The organism is Streptomyces phyllanthi (assembly GCF_009377205.1).
Lineage (GTDB): Bacteria > Actinomycetota > Actinomycetes > Streptomycetales > Streptomycetaceae > Streptomyces > Streptomyces phyllanthi.
Genome location: NZ_VJZE01000131.1, coordinates 1 through 20,280, shown reverse-complemented (window position 1 = coordinate 20,280; position 20,280 = coordinate 1). Strand labels below are relative to the sequence as shown.

The 20,280-nt window shown below is 65.1% G+C and carries 16 protein-coding genes; 5 read left to right on the top strand and 11 right to left on the bottom strand.

Annotated elements, in window-relative coordinates; all coding sequences use genetic code 11:
* Positions 1-40: 40 nt before the first annotated feature.
* Positions 41-652, bottom strand: a complete 612-nt coding sequence (locus FNH04_RS19900) for a dihydrofolate reductase family protein (protein ID WP_322723335.1) — start codon at positions 650-652, stop codon at positions 41-43.
* 72 nt (positions 653-724) lie between these two features.
* Positions 725-1,567: a helix-turn-helix domain-containing protein gene (locus FNH04_RS19895; RefSeq protein WP_152786108.1), complete on the bottom strand. Its 843-nt coding sequence runs from the start codon at positions 1,565-1,567 to the stop codon at positions 725-727.
* 163 nt (positions 1,568-1,730) lie between these two features.
* Here FNH04_RS19895 and FNH04_RS19890 point away from each other — a divergent pair, with 163 nt between their 5' ends.
* Positions 1,731-2,039 carry an NIPSNAP family protein gene (locus FNH04_RS19890; protein WP_152786106.1) on the top strand — a complete coding sequence of 103 codons (309 nt, stop codon included), beginning with the start codon at positions 1,731-1,733 and terminating at the stop codon, positions 2,037-2,039.
* On the opposite strand, the gene FNH04_RS19885 is transcribed toward FNH04_RS19890, so the two are convergent.
* From FNH04_RS19885 to FNH04_RS19875, 3 genes are all read right to left on the bottom strand, one after another.
* The gene (locus FNH04_RS19885; protein WP_322723334.1) at positions 2,040-5,576 is read right to left on the bottom strand and encodes a WD40 repeat domain-containing protein; all 3,537 of its coding nucleotides are present in this window, start codon (positions 5,574-5,576) and stop codon (positions 2,040-2,042) included.
* A gap of 247 nt (positions 5,577-5,823) precedes the next feature.
* Positions 5,824-6,021, bottom strand: coding sequence for a DUF397 domain-containing protein (locus FNH04_RS19880; protein WP_152786104.1), 198 nt, complete (start codon positions 6,019-6,021; stop codon positions 5,824-5,826).
* Entirely contained in the window at positions 6,022-6,867 is an 846-nt protein-coding gene (locus FNH04_RS19875; RefSeq protein WP_152786101.1) for a helix-turn-helix domain-containing protein, read from the bottom strand.
* A 222-nt stretch (positions 6,868-7,089) separates the two neighbouring features.
* Between FNH04_RS19875 and FNH04_RS19870 the strand changes: the two genes are divergently transcribed.
* Together FNH04_RS19870 and FNH04_RS19865 are read left to right on the top strand one after the other, a co-directional pair.
* Complete coding sequence (locus FNH04_RS19870) at positions 7,090-7,719, top strand: ATP-binding protein (protein WP_228031514.1); 630 nt, start codon at positions 7,090-7,092, stop codon at positions 7,717-7,719.
* Positions 7,720-7,950: 231 nt separating this feature from the next.
* On the top strand, positions 7,951-9,183 hold the full coding sequence (locus tag FNH04_RS19865; protein ID WP_322723333.1) for a DNA cytosine methyltransferase: 1,233 nt from the start codon (positions 7,951-7,953) through the stop codon (positions 9,181-9,183).
* A 34-nt stretch (positions 9,184-9,217) separates the two neighbouring features.
* On the opposite strand, the gene FNH04_RS19860 is transcribed toward FNH04_RS19865, so the two are convergent.
* Positions 9,218-10,273 (bottom strand): DNA cytosine methyltransferase, encoded by a 1,056-nt coding sequence (locus FNH04_RS19860; protein WP_322723332.1) that lies wholly within the window; start codon positions 10,271-10,273, stop codon positions 9,218-9,220.
* A 171-nt stretch (positions 10,274-10,444) separates the two neighbouring features.
* Here FNH04_RS19860 and FNH04_RS19855 point away from each other — a divergent pair, with 171 nt between their 5' ends.
* The gene (locus FNH04_RS19855; protein ID WP_152786097.1) at positions 10,445-11,152 is read left to right on the top strand and encodes an HNH endonuclease; all 708 of its coding nucleotides are present in this window, start codon (positions 10,445-10,447) and stop codon (positions 11,150-11,152) included.
* 92 nt (positions 11,153-11,244) lie between these two features.
* A complete protein-coding gene (locus tag FNH04_RS19850) occupies positions 11,245-12,510 on the top strand; it encodes a DNA cytosine methyltransferase (RefSeq protein ID WP_152786095.1) in 1,266 nt (421 codons plus the stop codon).
* Here FNH04_RS19850 and FNH04_RS19845 read toward each other — a convergent pair.
* From FNH04_RS19845 to FNH04_RS19825, 5 genes are all read right to left on the bottom strand, one after another.
* Positions 12,421-12,900 (bottom strand): very short patch repair endonuclease, encoded by a 480-nt coding sequence (locus FNH04_RS19845; RefSeq protein ID WP_322723331.1) that lies wholly within the window; start codon positions 12,898-12,900, stop codon positions 12,421-12,423. The two genes, FNH04_RS19850 and FNH04_RS19845, sit on opposite strands and share 90 nt — an antisense overlap.
* Positions 12,901-13,056: 156 nt before the next feature.
* A complete protein-coding gene (locus tag FNH04_RS19840) occupies positions 13,057-16,056 on the bottom strand; it encodes a Z1 domain-containing protein (protein ID WP_152786091.1) in 3,000 nt (999 codons plus the stop codon).
* A gap of 56 nt (positions 16,057-16,112) precedes the next feature.
* Positions 16,113-17,666, bottom strand: a complete 1,554-nt coding sequence (locus tag FNH04_RS19835; protein WP_152786089.1) for an ATP-binding protein — start codon at positions 17,664-17,666, stop codon at positions 16,113-16,115.
* Positions 17,667-17,954: 288 nt separating this feature from the next.
* Positions 17,955-18,410, bottom strand: a complete 456-nt coding sequence (locus FNH04_RS19830; protein ID WP_152786086.1) for a hypothetical protein — start codon at positions 18,408-18,410, stop codon at positions 17,955-17,957.
* 17 nt (positions 18,411-18,427) lie between these two features.
* A complete protein-coding gene (locus FNH04_RS19825; RefSeq protein ID WP_322723330.1) occupies positions 18,428-20,068 on the bottom strand; it encodes a restriction endonuclease fold toxin-2 domain-containing protein in 1,641 nt (546 codons plus the stop codon).
* Positions 20,069-20,280 lie beyond the last annotated feature (212 nt).

Genomic DNA, 20,280 nt, shown 5'->3' with positions numbered 1-20,280 from the left:
GTCTTGGGGGCCTCGGGGCCCGCTTTCCGGTCAAAGATCTCTAGCGGCGTACCTTGAACCTCAGGTGCAGCACCCTGTCACCCTGGATGACCACGTGTGGATCCTCCAGCAGATGCTGCCCGGCGATGCCGCCGAAGTAGCGTCTGCCCGACCCGAACACCACCGGGACCACGTCCATCGCCACCTCGTCCACGAGACCGGCCGCGAGGATCTGGGCGCCCGCTTCACCGGCGTTCACCGCGACGACCCGCTCCCCGGCGAGTTCCCGGGCCTTGTCGATCGCGGCCGCCACGCCATCGACGAAATGGTAGGACGCCTCGGGGTGCCACCCCTCGGGCTTGGGCCGGTGGGACACCACGACCACGTGATCGCCCGCGGGGGGCTTGCCCTCCCAGCCGTTCACCAGATCGAACAGGTTGCGGCCCATCACGATCGTGCCGATCGACTCCCACATCGACCGGACGTAGTCCGCCGACGCACGCGAGACCTTGATGCCGCTTCCGGCTCCGGAATGGTCGTACTGCTCGCCCCCGCCCACGACGATCGGGACGTCACCGCTGAAGTACCACTCGTGAAGGGGCCCGACCTCGCCCTTCTCGTCGGCGATGAAGCCGTCCACCGACACCACGCTGTGCATGATCACCGTGCCCACGGGCCCTCCTCGCAGTCTCCTTGCGGGTTCCCGCAATCCTTTCGCACCGAGGGGATCCGGGCATGTAAGAAATCAATCGGCGGGCATCGGGCCGAGGCCCTGCGGACCTCCCCGCTCGGTCGGGAATCGACGCCGCAGGGCCAGGTACTCCGTCGGAGTGTGGCCGGTGAAGTCCTTGAACTCCCTGCTGAAGTGGGCATGGTCGAAGTAGCCCGCTGCTTGGGCGAGCTCTGACCAGTCGACCGGGCGCAGGGCGTCCACGGACACGATCAGCCGCGCGAAGCGGTAGATCCGCGCGACCCGCTTCGGGGTGACACCGACATGAGCCTTGAACAAGTTGGCCAGGTGATTGCCACTCACCCCGGCGGCATCGGCCAGCGCACCGACCGGGATCGTGCCGTGCGAGGTCTCCAGACGCACACCTGTGTGCCGGACCAGGTCGAGACCGCGCGCCGGGGCCTCGGCAAGCCGCGACCGCAGCTCCTCTTCCAGCACGCGCAATGTCTCGGCGGCCGACGCGACGTCGCCGACCCGGTTTCGAATCCGGTCCACAGAGCGTTGCCAGACGGCATCGACCGGCGCCCACCGGTTACGCAGCTCGGCCGCCGGCATGTCGACGAAGGGGGATATCCCCCAGGGTTTGAAGTGCACCCCGACAAGCCGCACATACGTCGGGTACTCGAAGAGGAAGCGCCTGGTCCACACGCCCATGAACCACCCGTCGGTGAACACCGCCGGCGGCACCGAACAGTCGGAGTCCCACAGACGGACGGGCCCGCCCAGGTGAAGGAACAAGTGTGCCGAAGGCATCGGCGGGACGTTCATCAGCCGGTGGTCTGGCACCCCGGTCAGACAGTAAATGTCGTCGATGAACCGGTCGAGCGGCGGAGCGGGCACCCGGCCGACGTATTCCATGAACCCAGTGTGGCCACCTCAGCGTTCAGTTCGCGAGGGCGGTGTCACGGGTCCTGCCGTCGATCGTCTCCCGGCCGTAACCCCAGCCCTTGAAGGCTGTGTTGCGGCAATACGCTCTGGCAATAGCCTGCCGTCCGAAAGCCACGACCCCAGGAGGGCCCGCATGCCCAAGACCACTCAGCTGCGCACCTATACCGTCCGGGAGGGGATGCTCGACGAGTGGGTGGAGCGGTGGCGTACGGAAATCGTGCCGCTGCGCCTGGAGTTGGGCTTTGCCATCGACGGTGCCTGGGTGGACCGCGCGCGCAACCAGTTCGTGTGGCTCATCTCCTACGACGGCCTGGAGACGTTCGCCGAGCGCAACGCGTTCTACTGGGCCTCGCCGGAACGGAAGGCGATGAACCTGGACCCGGACGAGTACCTCGTCCACACCGATGACCGGACGGTGGAGACGGTCCAGCCACAGCAGTGATCACGGGTCCAGCGGCAGCATGTGGTGCCGCCGTTCGTCATCGCTGAGAACGCGGAAGACCCGGCCACGGGCTTCCGCTTCCAGGCGGTCGAAGTCGGGGGTGGCGGGCCATACGCGGGCGGTGCCGTCGGAGGACGCGGTGAGCAGGCGTGTCCCGTCCCGGGACCAGGCGACCGAGGTCACCTTGTCCTGGTGCACCCCGATGATGGCGATCTCCTCAAGCGTGGCGGACGACCAGACGCGTACGGTGCGGTCGTCGGACCCGGTGGCGATGAGCCGACCGTCCGGTGACCAGGCGATGGCGCGGAGACGGCCCTCGTGACCCTTGAGGATCTCGATGCGGCGACCTGTCGCGGTGTCCCAGACGGCCGCCGTCCAGTCGCCGGAGGCGGTGGCGACGCGCTCTTCGTCCGGGGACCAGGCGACGTCGTCGACGTAGTTGTCGTGGCCGCGCAACACTGTGAGCTGCCGGGACTCGGCCACGTCCCAGAGACGGCATGTACGGTCGTCCGAGGCGCTGGCCAGGAACCGGCCACTGGACGACCACGCGATCCGGCTGGCCCAGTCCTGGTGCCCTGTCAGCGAGCACAGTTCAACGCCGTCCCGGGCCGTCCATACCTTCACTGTGCCGTCATGGTCTCCAGTGGCGACGCGGTTGCCGTCCGGGGACCAGCTGACGCACTCGACCACAGCTCCCCGGCGGTCGAACGTACTGTCCTGACCTGGGCGGACGACGCGGAAGAGACCGTCGTTGGTGCTGATGGCCAGGCGGTCGTCGTTCGGTGACCAGGCGGTGCTCCATACGCGGTCCGTTTGCTCGATCACGTGGCTGGAGGGGGCGCCGGAGGCGGCGTCCCACACCCGGACCGTACCGTCGTCCGACGCGGTGGCGATCCGTGAGTCGTCGTGCGACCAGGCCGCTTGGTTCACGGGCCCGCGGTGCCCGTCGAGGAGCAGGCTCTCGGCACCGCGCGGCCTCAGATCCCACACACGCCCTGTGCCGTCGGTGGAGCTGGTGGCGATCTGGTCGCCGGACGGGGACCACGCCACGCCCCAGACCGTGTCGGAGTGCCCTCGCAGGACGGCGACGACCTTCGCGTCGTACGCGTCGACGATCCGTACGGACCGGTCGGAGGAGGCCGAGGCGAGCATCCGCCCGTCGGGCGACCAGGCGACGTTCCAGACGTAGTCGGTGTGGCCGCGCAGCAGGAGTCGCAGTTCGCCGCTCTCCGCGTCGGAGATCCGTACGGTGTGGTCACCGGAGCCGGTGGCGATGAGGCGTCCGTCCGGTGACCAGGCGATGCCCTCCACGAAGTCGGAATGGCCACTCACCGTCGTCACCGCTGCGCCGGTGGCCAGATCCCACACGAGGGCGGTCTGGTCGTGTGAGGTGGAGGCCAGGCGAGTGCTGTCCGGCGCCCATGCGACGCCCCACACGTCGCCGTGCCCTCGCAGCTCATGGACGAGGTCGCCGGTCTCGGCGTCCCACACGCGCACGGTCTGGTCACGCGAGGTGGCGGCGATCCAGCGCCCGTCCGGCGACCAGGCGGTCTGTCGTCCGGTGTCGGTGGCGCCGATGAGCAATCGCAGCGGTTCTCCCGATACGGCGTCCCAGATCCGTACGACACGGTCGCGGCCCACCGTGGCGACCCGGGCCGAGTCCGGAGACCAGGTCACGCCCTCGACCATCACGCCGTCGGACGGGAGGACGTGCAGCGAGCGGCCCGACCGCGCGTCGAAGACGCGAGCCGTGCCGTCCCTCGACGCGGTGGCCAACAGGGAGCCGTCCGGCGACCAGGCGATATGCCGGACGACGTCGGTGTGCCCGTCGAGTTGGGTGCGCAGGTGACTGGATGCCAGGGCAGTCATCAGACCACGTTGAGCGGCAGGGGTCGGAGTGCATTCGCCCAGTGCGGCCAGCGCCAGTAGAAGGGAGTGCTCCGGCTGCTGTTCTGCGGCGCCGAGTACGTACTGCCCGATGCTGTCCGAGACACGGCGCAGGTACGCGAGATCGCGGCGCTGCGAAGACTCTACGAGTGACTGCGCGGCCTCCGAGGCCTGCCCGGTCTCGCGCAGCGCGTGGAGCCATCGCTGGGCCAGGGTGAGCCGTTCGCCGGTGAGCAGGTAGTCGGGGCTGCGCCCCGAGCGGTCCCAGTCCTCCGCCCATCGTTCGAGTTCCGCGCGTTGGCGCAGCTGCTCCGTGCGTGCCTCGACCTCCTGCCGCAAGGGGGCCCACTGGCGGAACAGAGCCTCATGCGTCACCTGGGCATACGGTTCTTGCCCCGTGCGTACGTCCGACACCAGGAGGCGCGCCTCCACAAAGGCGTCCACGATGCGTCGTTCCTGCACGGTCAGCTCGGCGAGCGGCACCCGGCGCCTGGCCACCTCCTGGCCCTGGACGGTGACGAATCCGAGCAGCACCTTCAGTACGGCGTCGATGCTGTCGTCTCCGCAGCCGAGTTCCGCCACCGTGTGGTCGGCCTGCCGGGCGAGGGCGCCGGCCACTCCGCCGAGACTCCGGTAGAGCTCCACCGACACCGTCTCACCCGCGCCGGAAGCGAAGTACATCTCCTGCAACAGATAGGCGAGCAGCGGGAGAGCGTCGTCCGTGCCCACGTCGTTGACGATGGCGTCCACGACGCCGGGAGCGAAGGAAAGGCCGACGAGAGCGCCGGGCCGCTCCACCACCTGGGCGAGCTGGTTCCGGCCCAGCGCGCCGATGGCGACGGGGTGCTGGAAGAGCTCGGCGTGACTCGTACCGAGGAAGTGCCCCAGGAACTCCACACGCAGGGTCGCCAGCACCCGGATCCTCGCATCCTGTGTCACGCATGCATGGAGGGCGTCGAGGAACTGGGCACGCTCCCGCTCACCGGCGAGAGTGATGACCTCCTCGAACTGGTCGACCACGACGAGCATGTGGCGGAACCTGCCCCCGCGCAGCCGCGACAACTCAGCGAGGAGCGAGGCAGGGCCCTCTCGAAGGCGTCGTAACACCGCGCTCACCGGTTCATGCTCTCCGTCAGCCGCGGAGATGGCGGAGGCCAGGGCCGCCATCGGATTGGAGCCCGGTGAGAAGGCAGGGAGGACCGACCACCTCCGCGCCCGCAGCCGAGGCATCACCCCTGCTCTCACCAGCGACGACTTACCGCTCCCCGAAGCCCCGACGAGCAGCAGAAACCTGTCGGCGGGCTGGTTCTGTGGTTCATGCAGCCGACGCGTCAGATCCTCGGTCTGAGCCTCCCGGCCGAAGAAGACCGCGGCCTCGTCCTCCACGAAGGCGTCCAGCCCCGGGTACGGGACCCGGTCACGGGGCCACTCCGTCGGCGGTGGTGCGGGATTCTCCAACCGGTGGACGACGACCTGCATCACCACCATCGTGACGATGAGCAGACCGATGGCCGGTATCGCGGCGCGTTGGAGCAGAGTCAGAAGCCAGGGAGCGTTGTTCTCGCTGGTGGCGTAGTTGGTGACGATCCCCAAGAGGCTCGCGACGAGCACGAGCATGGCCTGAAGCAGCAACTGCAGACGGCTCTTCACACCACACCAGCCGCCGGCACGCTGTCACACCGCCGCAGCACTTCATGCCCCCGCTCTGCCGCTGTCGGTCACCGGGCATCGGGTGCACCGATGCTTGTGAACATCATCTGCGGCGGGGGAGACGATCTCAACACGGCCTCGGGAACCGAGGCCACGGCACCAGTTCCCGCCCCTGCGCAGCACCCGTTCCCTTCCTCCGGATCCTCACAGGAGATTTGCTGACCAGGCCGGTACGAGTATCAACCACTCATTTCAACGAAGCGGCTACGAACCTGCCCCATGCTTCAGCCGACACTGCGAGGTGAGGTCCCTCCGGCTGCTTGGAGTCACGTATCAACAGACCAGCTGGCACGAAGGCAGCCTCGACGCACTCGGTCGCGTTGCCGCCGCTGTAGGACGACTTGAACCAGCTGCTCTCAGAGGGGGGTTGAGGGGCGACGGGCATTCACAGCTCCTTGCGGATGCGGTAGATCATGGCGGAGGACGCTTCCATGTCCAACGCTTGTGCGCGGAGGTACTCGAACGCAAGCCGGTAGCGCTCCAGTTCTTCGTCCTTCTCCAAGAACAGTGACCCCGTGTGGAAGTCCACGTACACGACGTCCAGAGCGGGCTCGCTGCCTCCAAGGATCACGAAGCTTCCAAGGGCTGCCGAGTGTGCTCCCTTGGAGAAAGGGAGCACCTGGAGCGTGATGTGGGTGGACTCGTTCGCTTCAAGCAGTCGGCCGAGCTGTTCCTTCATGATCTCCGGCGAACCGACGACGCGGTGCATCACGGACTCGTCGAGAATCGCCCACAGGTGCGGGGGCTTCGGCCGCGCGAGGATCTCCTGACGCTTCATACGGATGTCTACGAGCCGCTCCAGCTCGATCGGCTCAAGGCGTACTTCGTTGGCTTGCTGGAGAGCAGTGCTGTACCTACGCGTCTGCAAGAGCCCAGGGACGTAGACACAGGAGAAGTGGTCCTCGCGAACAGCCTCGTCCTCAAGCGTGAGCAGAAGGTTCATGCTCTCTGGAATGGAGTCGGCGAAGGAGCTCCACCAGCCTTGTTGTTTAGCGTCTTTGGCCAGCGCGACAACAGCCCGGCGCTCAGCGTCGTTTACCCCATAGGCACGGCAGAGCGCGTCGATGACGAGCCACTTCACTGGCCCGGACTGAGTCTCATACCGGCTGACCGTCGCCTTCGAGACCCCGACAAGCTGCCCGGCTTCCTCCAGCGTCATGCCGTTGCGCGCCCGCAACTTGCGCATAGTCGCGCCAAGTTGGCGGCGTCGGGTGGTGGCCCTCGCGGACATGGTGTGGTCCTCCCCGGTGTGGTGCTGCACCACATGCCTTGTGAACGTCAATCACGCTAGGTCGAACGGGAATTGATGTACTACCGGATTCACTCGATCGAGCCTCGTGAGAAGTTACACAGCGAGACTTCTCAATGTCATACTCGGCTGCAGAGCGTTACACAGTGCAGCCGTACGGATACGGCAGGCGCAGCGCTGTGGCGCACGGGAGGGAGTGTGGCCATGTCGGAATGCGGCAACTTCGAACCTCGACTTCGCTGTGTCATGCCGTTTGAAGCTGCGTCGATGGAGCTGCGGCTGCTGCGTAAGAGAGTCCGCTACACCCTTGGGCAGTGGGGCGCTGCGGTCGTGGCCGATGAGGTGGAACTGGCTGTAACCGAGCTCGCAACGAATGTCATCAAGCACGTGGGGGAGGGAGCTGCTGCAACGTTGATCCTCGAACCCAGGCAAGACCGCCTGCGCGTGGAGCTCCACGACAAGAGTCACGAGGTGCCGACTCCAAGGTCGGGGAACTGGGAAGAGGAGTGTGGCCGCGGGCTCCATCTGCTTTCTGCGATGAGCCTGGACTGGGGCACTCTTCTCACGGCTACAGGCAAAGCGGTCTGGTGTGAAATCTCGCTGGATCATGTGCTCCATGGCAGGCGCGTCCAGCGGGCAGCGGCTGTGCTCGACGAGTATCGCCGGATGGTCGGTGCCGACTCGGCCGTTGTGCCGAGCTATGCCGTGATGGAGGAATCGGTCACTGACGTTATTGCGGATCTGCTCCACTGGCTCGCAGCGCAGGGTGGAGATCCGGACGAAGTGCTCGATCGGGCTCAGATGCATTTTGAGGAGGAGACGGAGGCTGCGTAACCATGTCCGGCTCCTGGTGCAGGGCGCAGTGATCAGCGTCACGTCTGCATCTCAGTACCGGCAGGTGCCGTGCGGGCTCTCAAGTCCACTACCACGCCAGGAGTGACCGTTTCATGTTGAGGCGTCGGTCCCCTTTTTCGGGATCGGCGCCTCAACGCGTGCCAGGTGATCCGGCCGCACCCGGGGAGACGGTCGCATCGTCACCGGAGCCGACAGTGCAGGTCAGGAGGAGTGTCAGTGGTGCTGCCTATCATCCAGATCATGACACTCGGTGATCACGAACTGGCGCCCAAAACCATCCCGTTCACGGTGATGGACCTCTTCGCGGGTTGCGGCGGCTTCAGCGAGGGGTTCCGTTCGTACGCGGTCGACCAGTACGCCCACCAGCCCCGCTTCCGCTCTGTTGCCGCCGTGGAGGCCGACCGGGCCGCAGCCGCGACCTATAAGGCCAACCACCAGCCGGACCTCTTCTTCGACGGCGACATAACCGACTTCGACCCGCGCCCGTTCGAGGACAGCATCGACGTGATCGCCGGCGGGCCTCCGTGCCAGGGCTTTTCAGGCTTGGGCCGCGGACACGGCAACGACCCCCGCAACGAACTGTGGAAGGAGTATCTGAGGGTCGTCGCGGTGCTCCGGCCGAAGGTCTTCGTCATGGAGAACGTCGACCGCTTCGTCAGCTCGCCGCAATTCGCCCTGCTGAAGGGCGAAGCGCGACCTGATGGCATGCTGCGTGGCTACCACTTGCGCACGCAGGTCCTCAATGCGGCGGACTACGGCGTGCCGCAGGCGCGCAAGCGGACCATTGTCATCGGATCCCACCGGGACCTGGGAGAACCCGTACGGCATCCCGCACCAACCCACGCGAAGACCCCCCTCGTGGCCGAGGAACCGGCTCTGTTCGGGGCCGAGACGCTTGAACCCTGGACGGCCGTGAGTACCGTCTTTCAGCGGTCGGCCCGGATGGAGCTCCGCGACCCCGAACTGCCCGAAAGATGTAGTGTGCATGGAGTGCCAGGGCCGTACCGGACTGACGAGCTGCACTTCCGGCGGGAGCCGACGGCTCTGTCCGTGGCCCGGTACAAAGCGATCCCGCCAGGCGGCAACCGGCACGACCTCACCGGTAAGTGGAGTGAGGACGGCCAGTACCTCAGCACCCCGAGCTGGGACAGCCACCGCACCGGCACGGGAGACGTGATGGGCCGCCTTCATGCCGACAGGCCCTCCGTCACCATCCGGACCGAGTTCTTCAAGCCCGAAAAGGGGCGCTACCTCCATCCCAGCGAGCACCGCCCCATCACGTACTACGAGGCAGCTCTGATCCAGGGCTTCCCCGACGACTACCGGTGGTACGGAAACAAGTCCGCTATCGCCCAGCAGATCGGCAACGCTGTGCCCATCGGACTGGGCCGTGCGCTCGCCAACGCCATTTGCGAGCGCCTCGCAATCGGGGCATTTCGGTGAAGTCGCAAAGAGGTGACCGCTGGACGCGAAGAGATCAGTGCTCATAAGAGAGCGATTCCGGCGCTTCGGACAACGTCAGAGGAGGCGTACAGCAGCTTCCAGTGAAGGCCGTTTCGCCAGTCCCATCTGTCTGGGGCGTGTCGCTGGCTGCTGATGCGTCGGCCTTGTGCAGTGCTTCCGCGATCTTGAGGCCGACGGCTTGAGCTACTGGGGGCGGGAAGGCGTTCCCCACTTGCCGGTACGCCGATGTTTTGAGCCCCTCGAACTTCCAGTCCGGAGGGAAGCCTTGGAGGAGGGCCATCTGCTCGACGGTGAGTTTCACCGGAAGGGGATCGCCGGGGGCGGGGGGCGCATCGGCAACACCTGAGCCGTTTACCCCGATCTTCGCCCAGGCCTGACGAGCGCGAGAGGGACCCAGGTCTGGGCCGCCATGCTTCTTCGAGCCGCCGCAGAGTGTGGGAGCGATTTGCCGGGCCTGCTGGGCCCAGTGGTCCGCCAGTTCCCATCCTCGGGAGCCCATTGAGTCACGCAGGACATCACCCACGAGCGCGTTACCGCTGACTGGCGAGTTGCCGTCCGGCCACTGGAAGCCTCCGAAAGCGTGCGCTTCCAGCGCTACCAGGACTGCCCGCGGGCGGAGTTGAGGGACTCCGAAGTCCCGGGCGTACAACAGCTTCCACTCGGCGGTGTAGCCAAGGGACTTGAGGGTCTGGATGACGCTGGACCGGTAGGCGGCGAACTTTCTCTGAAGCAAGCCTTTCACGTTCTCGATGAGGACTGCCCTCGGCTTGATCGCCGAGATCAGCGACAGGACAGGAGGGAAGAGATCGCGTTCGTCGTCGGCCCCCAACTGCTTGCCGGCAAGGGAGAAGGGCGGGCAAGGGACCCCTGCTGCTAGCAGGCAGGCGCGGCCACCGCTGATCAACTCTGCGGAGACCGAGCGGACATCCGCCTCCATGACATTCCACTGGGGCCGGTTCGTGCGCAGCGTGCGGCAGGCGTCCCTATCCAGTTCGATGAGCGTCTCATGGCGAAAGCCTGCTCGCTCCAGGCCGAGTGCCTGCCCGCCGGCACCTGCACACAGTTCCACGCAGGTGGGGATGGCGGTGCACGTATGAGGGCGGGGCACGGTGGGGTCCTCCTGGAGGCCGGTAGTGAGAAGCGGGGGACAGCTTGCCGCCACTTGCCGCGGCAAGTGGCGGCAAGCTAGAGTGTTCACTCGAAGTGGTGAACTTAGGACTTCCGTTCGATAGGGAAATGTATGTCTGACAGAGAGCCGGACTGGCGCAACGAATCGCTGGGTGCCCGGGTCCGTGTGGCCCTGTGGCTCCGCGATGAGGTCGGTGAGGGCGGAACGTTCTCCAAGGCGCGGCTCAGGGGAGCGATCAGGGGCACGGAGCAAGTGGATCGCCGCATGAGGGATCTGCGGCCCGCGGGCTGGGTGATCAGGACCTACCGGGACAAGCCGAGCCTTCAGCCGGACCAGCTGTATCTGGAAGCGATGGGGCAGCCGATCTGGGAGCCAGAGCACCGAGCGGCCGGCCTGAGGCAGATCAGCGCCAAGACGAGGCGATTCGTCTATGAACGCGACGGCCACATGTGCCGCCGCTGTGGGGTTTCAGCCGGCGAAGAGTACGCGGATGAGCCGGGCACTCGGGCTCGGCTCACGCTGGGGCACGTCAACCCGCACAACTCCGGCAGCACTGCGAACGCTGAAGACCTGATCACCGAATGTGCCCGCTGTAACGAGACGGTGAGGCATCTCACCGGTGTGCAGATGACCAAGGAGCAGGTCTGGGATCGAGTGCGCGAGCTTTCCGCGCGCCACAAGCAGGAACTCCTGAAGTGGATGGGGGATGATCGCCGACCGCTGAACGCGGCTGAGAAGGCTTGGGGGCTGTACCGGCAGCTTCCGGCCGTTGCCCGGGAAGAGCTGGCGCGCGACCTGCAGGCACTGGTTGAGAGCTGAGTGATGTAGGAGGCATCTGGCTGGCCTCGTGGCTCCTGTCAGTGGGGGATGCGACACTTGCGTGTCTGTTAGCACCGCCCCAGGAGGAGTCGATGGGTACCGCCGACCGCAAGCTGACCTCGATCGAGATCTGCGCGGGTGCCGGTGGCCAAGCCATTGGGCTCCACCAGGCTGGCTTCCGGCACCTTGCGCTGGTCGAGATCGACAAGTACGCCGCGGAGACCCTGAGGATCAACATCGGGAGTCGGCCTGAGTGGAGCTGGGAGAAGGAGCACTGCCTTATCCGGGAACTGGACGTCAACGACTTCCGGCCGCTCAAAGAGGTGCCCAACCCCGAGATGCACGATCAGCCGCGGCAGGCGTCCGGGAAGGATGGGGAGGAAGGTGAGCCCGAGTGGCTTCAGCCAGGCCAGCTTGATTTGCTGGCTGGAGGAGTTCCCTGCCCTCCTTTCTCGGCCGCAGGAAAACAGCTCGGCCGTGATGACGAGCGGGACCTATTTCCCCGAATGCTCGATCTTGTTGAGGAACTCAAGCCGCGTGCTGTCATGATTGAGAACGTGCGCGGTTTGGTGGAACCTGAGCATAAGTTCCGTTACTACCGAAACCACATCAAAAACAGACTCCGCAAGGCTGGATATGTGGTGTGCGGCTGGCGTCTCCTTGAGGCTCAAGACTTTGGTGTGCCGCAGCTTCGTCCACGGGCAATTCTTGTAGCTATTCACAAGGAGCATTACAGGGGATTTGACTGGCCTAAGCCTCAGCCCAAAGTGAAGACGGTTTTGGAAGCGCTAGGGCCGTCGATGAAGCGGCGACTCGGCGAGGGCAGTCCGCGCCACGACCGGTGGCTGGAACATGTCGAATTTGGCACAGTCGCCCCAACGCTTGTGGGCGGATCCAAGAAACACGGCGGCGCGGACCTGGGCCCGACCCGCGCGAAGAAGGCGTGGGGAGCCCTGGGCGTGGACGCCATGGGTGTAGCGAACGATGAGGCCGAGATGGTCGATCCGGACCGTGACCTCGGCACCTTGGACAGGGGGCCAAAGCTCACGGTCGAGCAGGCGGCGATCATTCAGGGTTTCCCCGAAGAATCCGACGGGAGCCTTGCTTGGAAGTTCCATGGCGGAAAGACCGCACGATACCGCCAGGTAGGCAACGCGTTTCCGCCGCCCGTGGCTCACGCAGTGGGTGAATGCATCAAGGAGGCGCTTAACCGTACGGGGCCACTGCGCGATGACCCGAACCCCGAGTTCGAACCAGAGGAAGACCCTTCAATCCTGGCTCCGGAGCTTCCTCTTCAGCAGGGCTTCCCGACGATCGAGGACGACGCGGAGGACAGTGCTCGCGCACTCCTCGGGTGACTCATGCTCCCAAAAACGCAGAACTGTCCAGCCTGCCTCAACGAGATGGCGGTCGGTGTCGCGGTCGCGGGCCACGTTGCCCGCGACCTTGGTTGACCAGTAACCAGGGTTGGTCTTGGGCGGCACGTAATGTTCGGGGCATCCGTGCCAGTAGCACCCATCGATGAACACGGCGACCTTCGTCGGCCGGAAGACGATGTCCGCTGTCCGCCGCAGCATGGGTAGAGGCTTGGCTGCCACCCGGTAGCGGAGGCCCTTGGCGTGCAGGAGGCGGCGGACCACCTGCTCCGGCTTCGTGTCTCTGCTCCGGATGGCCTGCATGTTGCGGCGCCTCGCCGCGGAGGACGCCCAGGACCCCGCGGGCGGGGTCCACTCCTCAGAGTCAGGCACTTGGAAGTCCGCTCCTTGTATCCGCCTTACACCCGATACGCTCCCTGACCTGCGAAGCGCTTCCTTCCTCGCGGCTGCCAGGACCTGGGACGGCTCTGTCGGTGCTGGGCAGGGGTACTTCTCGCGTTTCCGATCATGCTTCGGATGGCGATCTGGTCAAAGCCCGAGGTTAACCGGAATCGTAGCCACATCCCGATGCCGAGAGTCCTTCGCACGGAAGTGCACGAGACGGCGGTTCGCACTGATAGCTGAAGCCGGCGGGATCAGGGTGAACGCCATCACGATCTTCGACGGGTCTGCAGCTCCATTGCGGATGACCGATTGAACGCTGCTGTGAGCGTCGCCTTCCACAACCGGGTAGAGCAGCGCGACCCCAGTTGTTGGCCCGACCCCAGCGCCATGCTTTGGCCTGATGGCGAGCGGCCTGCCCGCCTTATCGATGAGGCGTTGTGCTGCTACGCGGTGCCCAAGGCTCGCGATGCGGCCGAAGGAAGTCTTGCTGGGCTGTTGTCGGCTTCGGCGTACCAAAGACAGGGGTACGGAGCCAAGAATGCTGGCCTCGACGCGCTCGTTCGCGGCGATCCGTGGAGAGATGAGCAGCCAGTCGTCCACTTTGGCGAGCGTGCCGTCAAGCTGGCGGAGATAGGTCAGGTGGGGGTCGAAGTGCCGAGGACGCTCCCACTCGAGTTGGGACAGCACGCTGACGAGATCTCTGTGAGAGACGACGCCAGTCAGGGCTTCGAATGTGCGAGTGCGCGTACTGGAGGCGTCCGGCGGATTGCTGAACGTTGTAGGTGTTGCGCTGAGGGCGTTCAGCAGTGGCCGCCACCGCTCCGTATTGCGCTTCAGTGCCGTGCTTTGAAGGGGGTATGCGGCGGGCTCGATGGGGCGGCCTGGTGAGCGTACTTCCACGAGTTCAGCGTTGAACATTTTGTTGCGGGCTGAAGGCCTGAGCCATGGCAAGTGCTGCGCCACAAGGGGAGGTACCTGCGCAGGTGTTATCTGCGGCTTGCCGTCTACCACCGCTGCGTACTGGGCCAACTGCTCGCGGAATGTCTCCTCATCCCGGCAGATTGCTTCGTATGCCTCGTACAGATCGGCAGACCTCTTGCGCCCGAACGCTTCCTCGCGTCCGATGTAGAGCCGGACAAGATCGCGGTATCCGGGTCGAAACCCGAACCAGCGCCCCATCTGCATCAAGGTGTCCGCCTGTTGAGTCGTGCGGCGGTAGTAGGTGATTGTCAGGCCTTCAACGGTGAAGCCACGGGAGAGCTTCGTTCCGCCGACGAGGATCTTCCAGACGTGTGGCGTGCGGTCGAAGTCCAGCTCAAGCTGGGCAAAATAGCGGTCAGTGTCCCCGTTCACAACGATGACTGGCTGGCCACCTGAGTTGATGCGCTGCCGTGCAGCGTGCACATAGGGGCGAAGCTCCTCGTAGCTGGTCGGCGCAGGGAGGTCAGCGGCGCGCACTTCGCTCACCGGGGCGAAATCCGACTTCCACAGGGCAGCGAGACGTTCGTGGCCTGCCACCGAGCTGTAACCCGCCTGATGCCACATGGAATTGATGCGCAGGGCCAGATCAGCGTGATCGTCCATGCGTACCGACTCATGAGCGAGCATTGTGTGATGACGGAACGGGCCATCAGGCACACCGTGTTCAGCCCGGTACAGCTTCAGCGCTCCCGACAGGACGAAAGCGTCCATAGCTTCTTGGAGCCGGTCACCGGTGGACTCGTAGATGCTCCGGACGTGCGTCTTCTCTTGGGAGTTGGCGTACGTTCGCTCCGCGACCGGTATCGGCGAGTTCAGGTCATGGAAGTCCTGAACGCCCATGTATCCAGTGGGGCGCGGGAGGGAGATCAAGAAGTCACTGGGGAATATGTCATCGTCGTCACCGGGGTCAACGAAGACATTGGCAAAGGGAGTTGCTGTATAGCCAACATACTGTGCCCGCGGGAGAAGCTTCAAGAGCTGCGAGATAAGACCGTTGATGGTCGTGCGTTCGGTGCTGCCGCGCTCCCACTTCTTCGGGTCCAGAGTGTTCACGGATGCCTGATCGGACTCGTCATCGATGATCAGTGCAGGGAGCTCGCCGAGGAGCCCATGGATCTGCTTGAGGTCCTTTACGAGCTTGGTGAGGACGGACTTGTTCTTCTTCACCACAAGGACACGGGCCGCGGCGTGGTGGATGTTCGCCTGGTCATAGAGCGGGCGGGTCGGCTCGCGCTTTTCGAACTCAAGGGCCCGGATTCCCTGGGCCAGGCTCTTGTAGTCGTTGTCGCGAGTCGTCAGGCGCTCGATGTCGAACGCGCCGAGGGTAGAGGGGCGGCCTCCGTGGTGTACGAACGCTGGCCAGTCCTCATCGTCTCCCACGTAGTCCACACCGACGAGGGAGTCCACGTCCGTTTCATCGGCACCGCGCAGGATGTTCTCCTGGCCGATCAACTCCATGTCGAGGCGGCGTTGGGTCTGGGCGCGCAGAAGATTGAGGGTGCCGCCGAGCACGATGACGAGGCGATAACCGGCATCGATCGCCTTGGCCGCGACACCAGTGAAGTTCGCTGTCTTGCCGGATTGAACGTAGCCGACGACCAGGCCTTTTGCCTGGCGAGCCGCTGGTTGTTCGGGATCGGTGAGACGTTCGACGACCGCCCGGCTCGCCTCACCCAGGCTCGCGACCGCCGCGTCGGACCAGCCTTTGGCGCGGAGCTTCCGCTCGTACGACGTCCAGTAGAAGGAACGGGCAGTTGTGCGTTCAGGCGTATACCAGGGAGTGAAGTCACGAGTGATCACCGTTGGGCCTGGAACCTTCGCTACTGGCACGGCGTCGTCGATGGCCTTCCGCAGGTCAGTTCCGAAATGCAGCCTCTCGTACACGGCTGTGCGTCGTTCGTCGGTGCGCGCTGGTGCGCCAAGGGCCCATTGAGGGTCTTCTGCAAAGTCCCAGGCCGTGAGATGACGGCGCCAGAGAGCTGTCAGGGCCTCATCGCCACTAATGAGGCATGCCCGGAATCGTTCCTCGCTCAAGTCCGCGTCCGGGTAATCCTCCTCAGCGGCAAGCGCGGCCCAGCGCTCGAAGTGCTTAGGCGCGCTGACCATGCCCGCGAGCGCGGAGGTATGAATGCCCAGAAGTGCATGGGCGGGAGTGTTGCTCATTGTGACGTCCTCAATCAGCGATCAGAGCGGAACCAGAAGCCGACGTGGCGGCGGCGTCAAGAGGTGACCTGTGCACGTCGCTCGCGTTGTGCTCCCACCGACGCGAGGAGGATTGTGTTCCAGTAGTCCACCCGATCCTGGCGGGTACGTTCCCAACGCCCGAGACCGAAGCAGTCTTCAAGAAGCAGGTACAGCAGAGTTTTTGTCACCGGAGCGTCATTGGCCCCACCACGCCTGCCGTCGTTGAAGTCCTCGCGGTATTCCTTGTTCAAGAGGATGACATTGTTCTCGCGATCCAGTTGGAAGAACCGATCGCGAGGGAGCGTGCCCCAGGTGAAGGTAATTGGCTCTTCACCGGGCTTCTCAGGCAGCTCTTCCTTGATGACCCGCTTGACTTTGGGATCAAGGCCTTTCCCCGGGGGAGTTACAGACTTGCGGACGATCTCTGTGCGTCTCGAACCATCCCTGTAGGCAGTCTCAGCGTCGCTGAGATAGCTATGGAAGGTGTGCCCGGAAGAGTCCACCGCCTTTTCGACACCGAGAGTGAAGGCCGGTGTGACCGTGACGCTTTCCTTCTTGACATCCAGACTCAGGACGCTGTTCTCGTGAGAAGGCAGATCGACCGCGACACGGGCCAGGGCGAGATGCCCTTCAGGGTTGCGCAGGCCGTTCCACCCTCCTGCCTGGACCAGCCGGTCGTTCCGGTAGAAGTAGAAACCCTGCCGGTCAGCGAGAGCACCGATCTGCCGGAAACCCGCCTGCTTGGACTTGGCCTGCCAGATGTGAGCGGTCAGCCGGACATCTCCCACATTTTCCACAGGAGCGGTGAACTCCCGGGGGTAGCCAGCCTTGCCTGGAACCTTGTACCCGAAGGGGTCCAGGGCCTCGACGGCGATATGGTCTACTTCCTCGCCGAGGCGGCCGTTGCCGCTGCTCACGTCCCATACCGCGATGTCGAGCTTTAGCCCGCGCTGCAGAAAACGGTGCAGGTACAGGCCGAGATGGGTCTCCAGGTGGGAGATCGCCTTCGATAGATACTGATCACTCTGACCGCGAGTGACCGTTTCGAAAGCTCGCACCCGGTCCCAGCGCACTATCGTGCCGTGCCACTCAATGATTCCGTCGTACCGGTCGACGAGGTCTTGCGCGTAGCGGGGATCGACGGTGTCGCAGCGGAAACCGTCCTCGATGCCCTCCGCGGTGAGGCGGCGACCAGCTGCGCGACTGCGCCTCGTACGGCTGACCACAGTCAGAGACGAAGCGTGGGAGAGGGACGCGGCTTTCAGGCCTGTCCCGTACATGCCGAGGGCGCCATCGCCGTAATCCCGACGCCGTCCCACCGTCATGGCCGCGTCCAAGTCCGCATCGTCCATGCCTCTGCCGTTGTCGATGATCAGCAGGGTGAGGATCCGCTCGGCATCACGCAGGAAGTGCACGACGATTTTGTCGGCGCCCGCATCGATTGAGTTGTCGATCAGGTCGGCGACGGCGCCCTCGAAGCCGTAGCCCTGATTGGTCAGCGCTTTGCCATAGCCGGCGTCCGGAGGCAGGTGTGCACTGCCGGTCGTGGGGACGTCGTACTGCCAGACGGTACCGGACTCGTAGGGCATCGCTTCCTCAAATGCACAGGTCAGGGCCTACTCACTGACTGGCGGCCCTTCGGCTCAGATGTAGATGTGACCGTACTGCAAAGGTGGGACAAAGGGGAGGTTGAACCCTTAAGAGGGTGGATAAGTCCCTTATTTGCTAGAGGTATTGGGGTGGAGCGCTCCGCTTGTCAGCTCCGATGGCCGTGGCCATGCCGTGAAGAGGCAGCGTGTTACCCACATGTGGATGATGTCGGGTGGTGTGTAGTGCACGCTTTTTGTTCCGAGGCCACCCGCGCGCTGCTAAGCCGGTCACTCAACCCCGGCCGCCGCCAAGTGATCACGCATCACGGCCTCGATCGCCCCCGCATCCCCCGTGGCAGGCAGTGGCCAAGGATTCTCCTCCCCGACCTCCATCGCCGCGCTGCTGATAAACCGCACGCAAGCCGGAGAAGGAACATAGGAGTCACGCAGCCACTGGGCGAACAGGGCCGCCTCGTCGGCGGTCACGTTGCCGAGGGTGATGTACGCGTAGTCGGGTGAGGGCATCGCTGTAGTGCCGGTGACCCAGACGTCGGGGGCCAGCTCGATGTCGAAGTCCAGCACGTTCGTGCCGCGCATCGGCTCGACCCGGGGTTCGAGGACCGCGCCGGGGAAGGCCCTCTCCACGGCGCTGGTGAACGTCTCAAGGCTGGCCTGCCAGGCGGCCTCGTTACCCTCGGGTGGGTAGAAGCCGAAGGTGGTCCTGATGTTGCGGGGGGCTGACACAGCGAGGTTCCTCGTTCTCAGGGGACGTATCGCGCGGATCCGGTGACGCCGTTCATGGCCATCATCGACTCCCAGTAGGCCGCGTTCTCCTTGCCGTTGGTCACGATCTCAAGTCCGCGTATCTCCGAGTTCGTGGGGTTGGCCATCGCCTGCTTGTAGCGGGTGAGCTCACGGCTGTCGTCCCCGTACATCGAGTCGATCACCGGGTCCCACTTGGGATTGCCGTTGGCATCCACCTTCACCGGCTTGGCAAGTGTCTCGTTGACCCGTTCGATGCTGCGGAAACTGCGCTTGGCGCAGTCCGGGTCGCGTACGTGCTTCGCCTCGACCAGGTAGCCGTCGACGGGGCGTATGCCGTCGACCATGAGGCCCTGCTTGCGGCCAGCGAGGGGAACCTCTCGCTCCGGGTAGCCGGCCACGCGCAGCTGGTAGGCGTTGTCGGGGTTGCCGGGGCCGCCGCCTCCGGCGAAGCCGCCCGTGTTGAGCGAGTTGAGCCATGTTCGGAACTGCTGCTGCTCACCCGGGCTGAGGATGCGGGTGGTGCCGGGCTCCGGGGGGATGGGGTCCTGAGCGGGGATGGACGGGTCGACCCTGTTGCCCATCGGCAGGATGCCCGGGGCCTGGCCGCGGTACGAAGCGAGGGTGACAGGCACGGGCACCGGCACCGGCACCGGGACGGGGATGAGCGGTGGTACTGGAAGCCCGGGTGGGTCGTCCGAACCCTGGGGGAGCTTGACGCGTTTCTCGGACTCGTCCAGGGCGTGGGCGATGTCGCCGAGCCGGTGTATCCAAGGGTCCCCGAGGACCGCGTTCAGGAGTCCGCCGTCGTCACCGTTGCCGCCGAACATCGGCTGGTCCCACGGCATCTCGACGTGGAAGGGGTCCCGGTCGTTCTGCCTGATCTTTGTCTTCGCCTCTTCGACGTGATCGGCGTACCGGTCGCATGCCTTGGCGAGCTGGTTGCACGCGGCCACGAGGTTGGCCACCAGGGTCTCGTCCGAGTGCGCCTGGTCCGGCGGTTCCGCGAAGCCGACGAAGGCCTTGAAGTAGCGGCGGAACGCGTCCGCGGCCTCGCCGGAGTGTGCCTGGTCGGCGGTGTGCGCGTATGCCTGGGCGTCCTCGAGGAAGCGCTGCATCATCTTGCCGCCGGCGCGCCAGGACCCGGCGACGTCCCTCAGCTTCTCCGGTGAACCGCGGAAGCGGTCACTCATGCCGCCGGGTGCGTACTGGTCGTACCAGGCGGTGTCACCGACGACCTCGGGAAGTTCCTGACCGAGGCCGAGGAAGCTCTCGGTGCAGTCCTCCCCGGGGTCGCCCATACCCGCGGTCAGGTCCACCTGCTTGTTGAGGATCGCCGAGGCGACGCTGCTCTCACGCGCCATGAACTCACGGGCGTTGCGCATCAGCCCCTTGCCGGTCTCGCCCATCACGTAGGAGCTGAAGCCCATCTTGTCGAGCGTCGTGGAGGCCGCCGACCTGTACACCGCGGTGAAGGCCCGTCCCGCGTCGTCGTCACCGGCCATGCCGTGCTGACGGTCGAGTTCGTGGAAGAGGGCGATGGTCGTGTCCCGGGTGCCGACCATGACCGTGCCCACCATGCCCATGGACGCCTTGATCATTCCGTCGGCGATGACCTTCAGCTTCGGAGGCAGCACCACCAGCGTCTCCCCCTTGGTGAACAGGCCCGGTGAGCACGACAGTTGGATACCTGTTCTACCGCAGGAAGATTCTCGGCAGGTGGAGGGATCGAGCCTCTTTCCGCATCCTTCACACGAACACTCTCGAACTCCGTCCGGACGCCCCGGACACCGAAGGGAGGATCAGTCCGCCGTCCCGTGGCACCCCTCGTAAACGCCCCCCGACCCACACC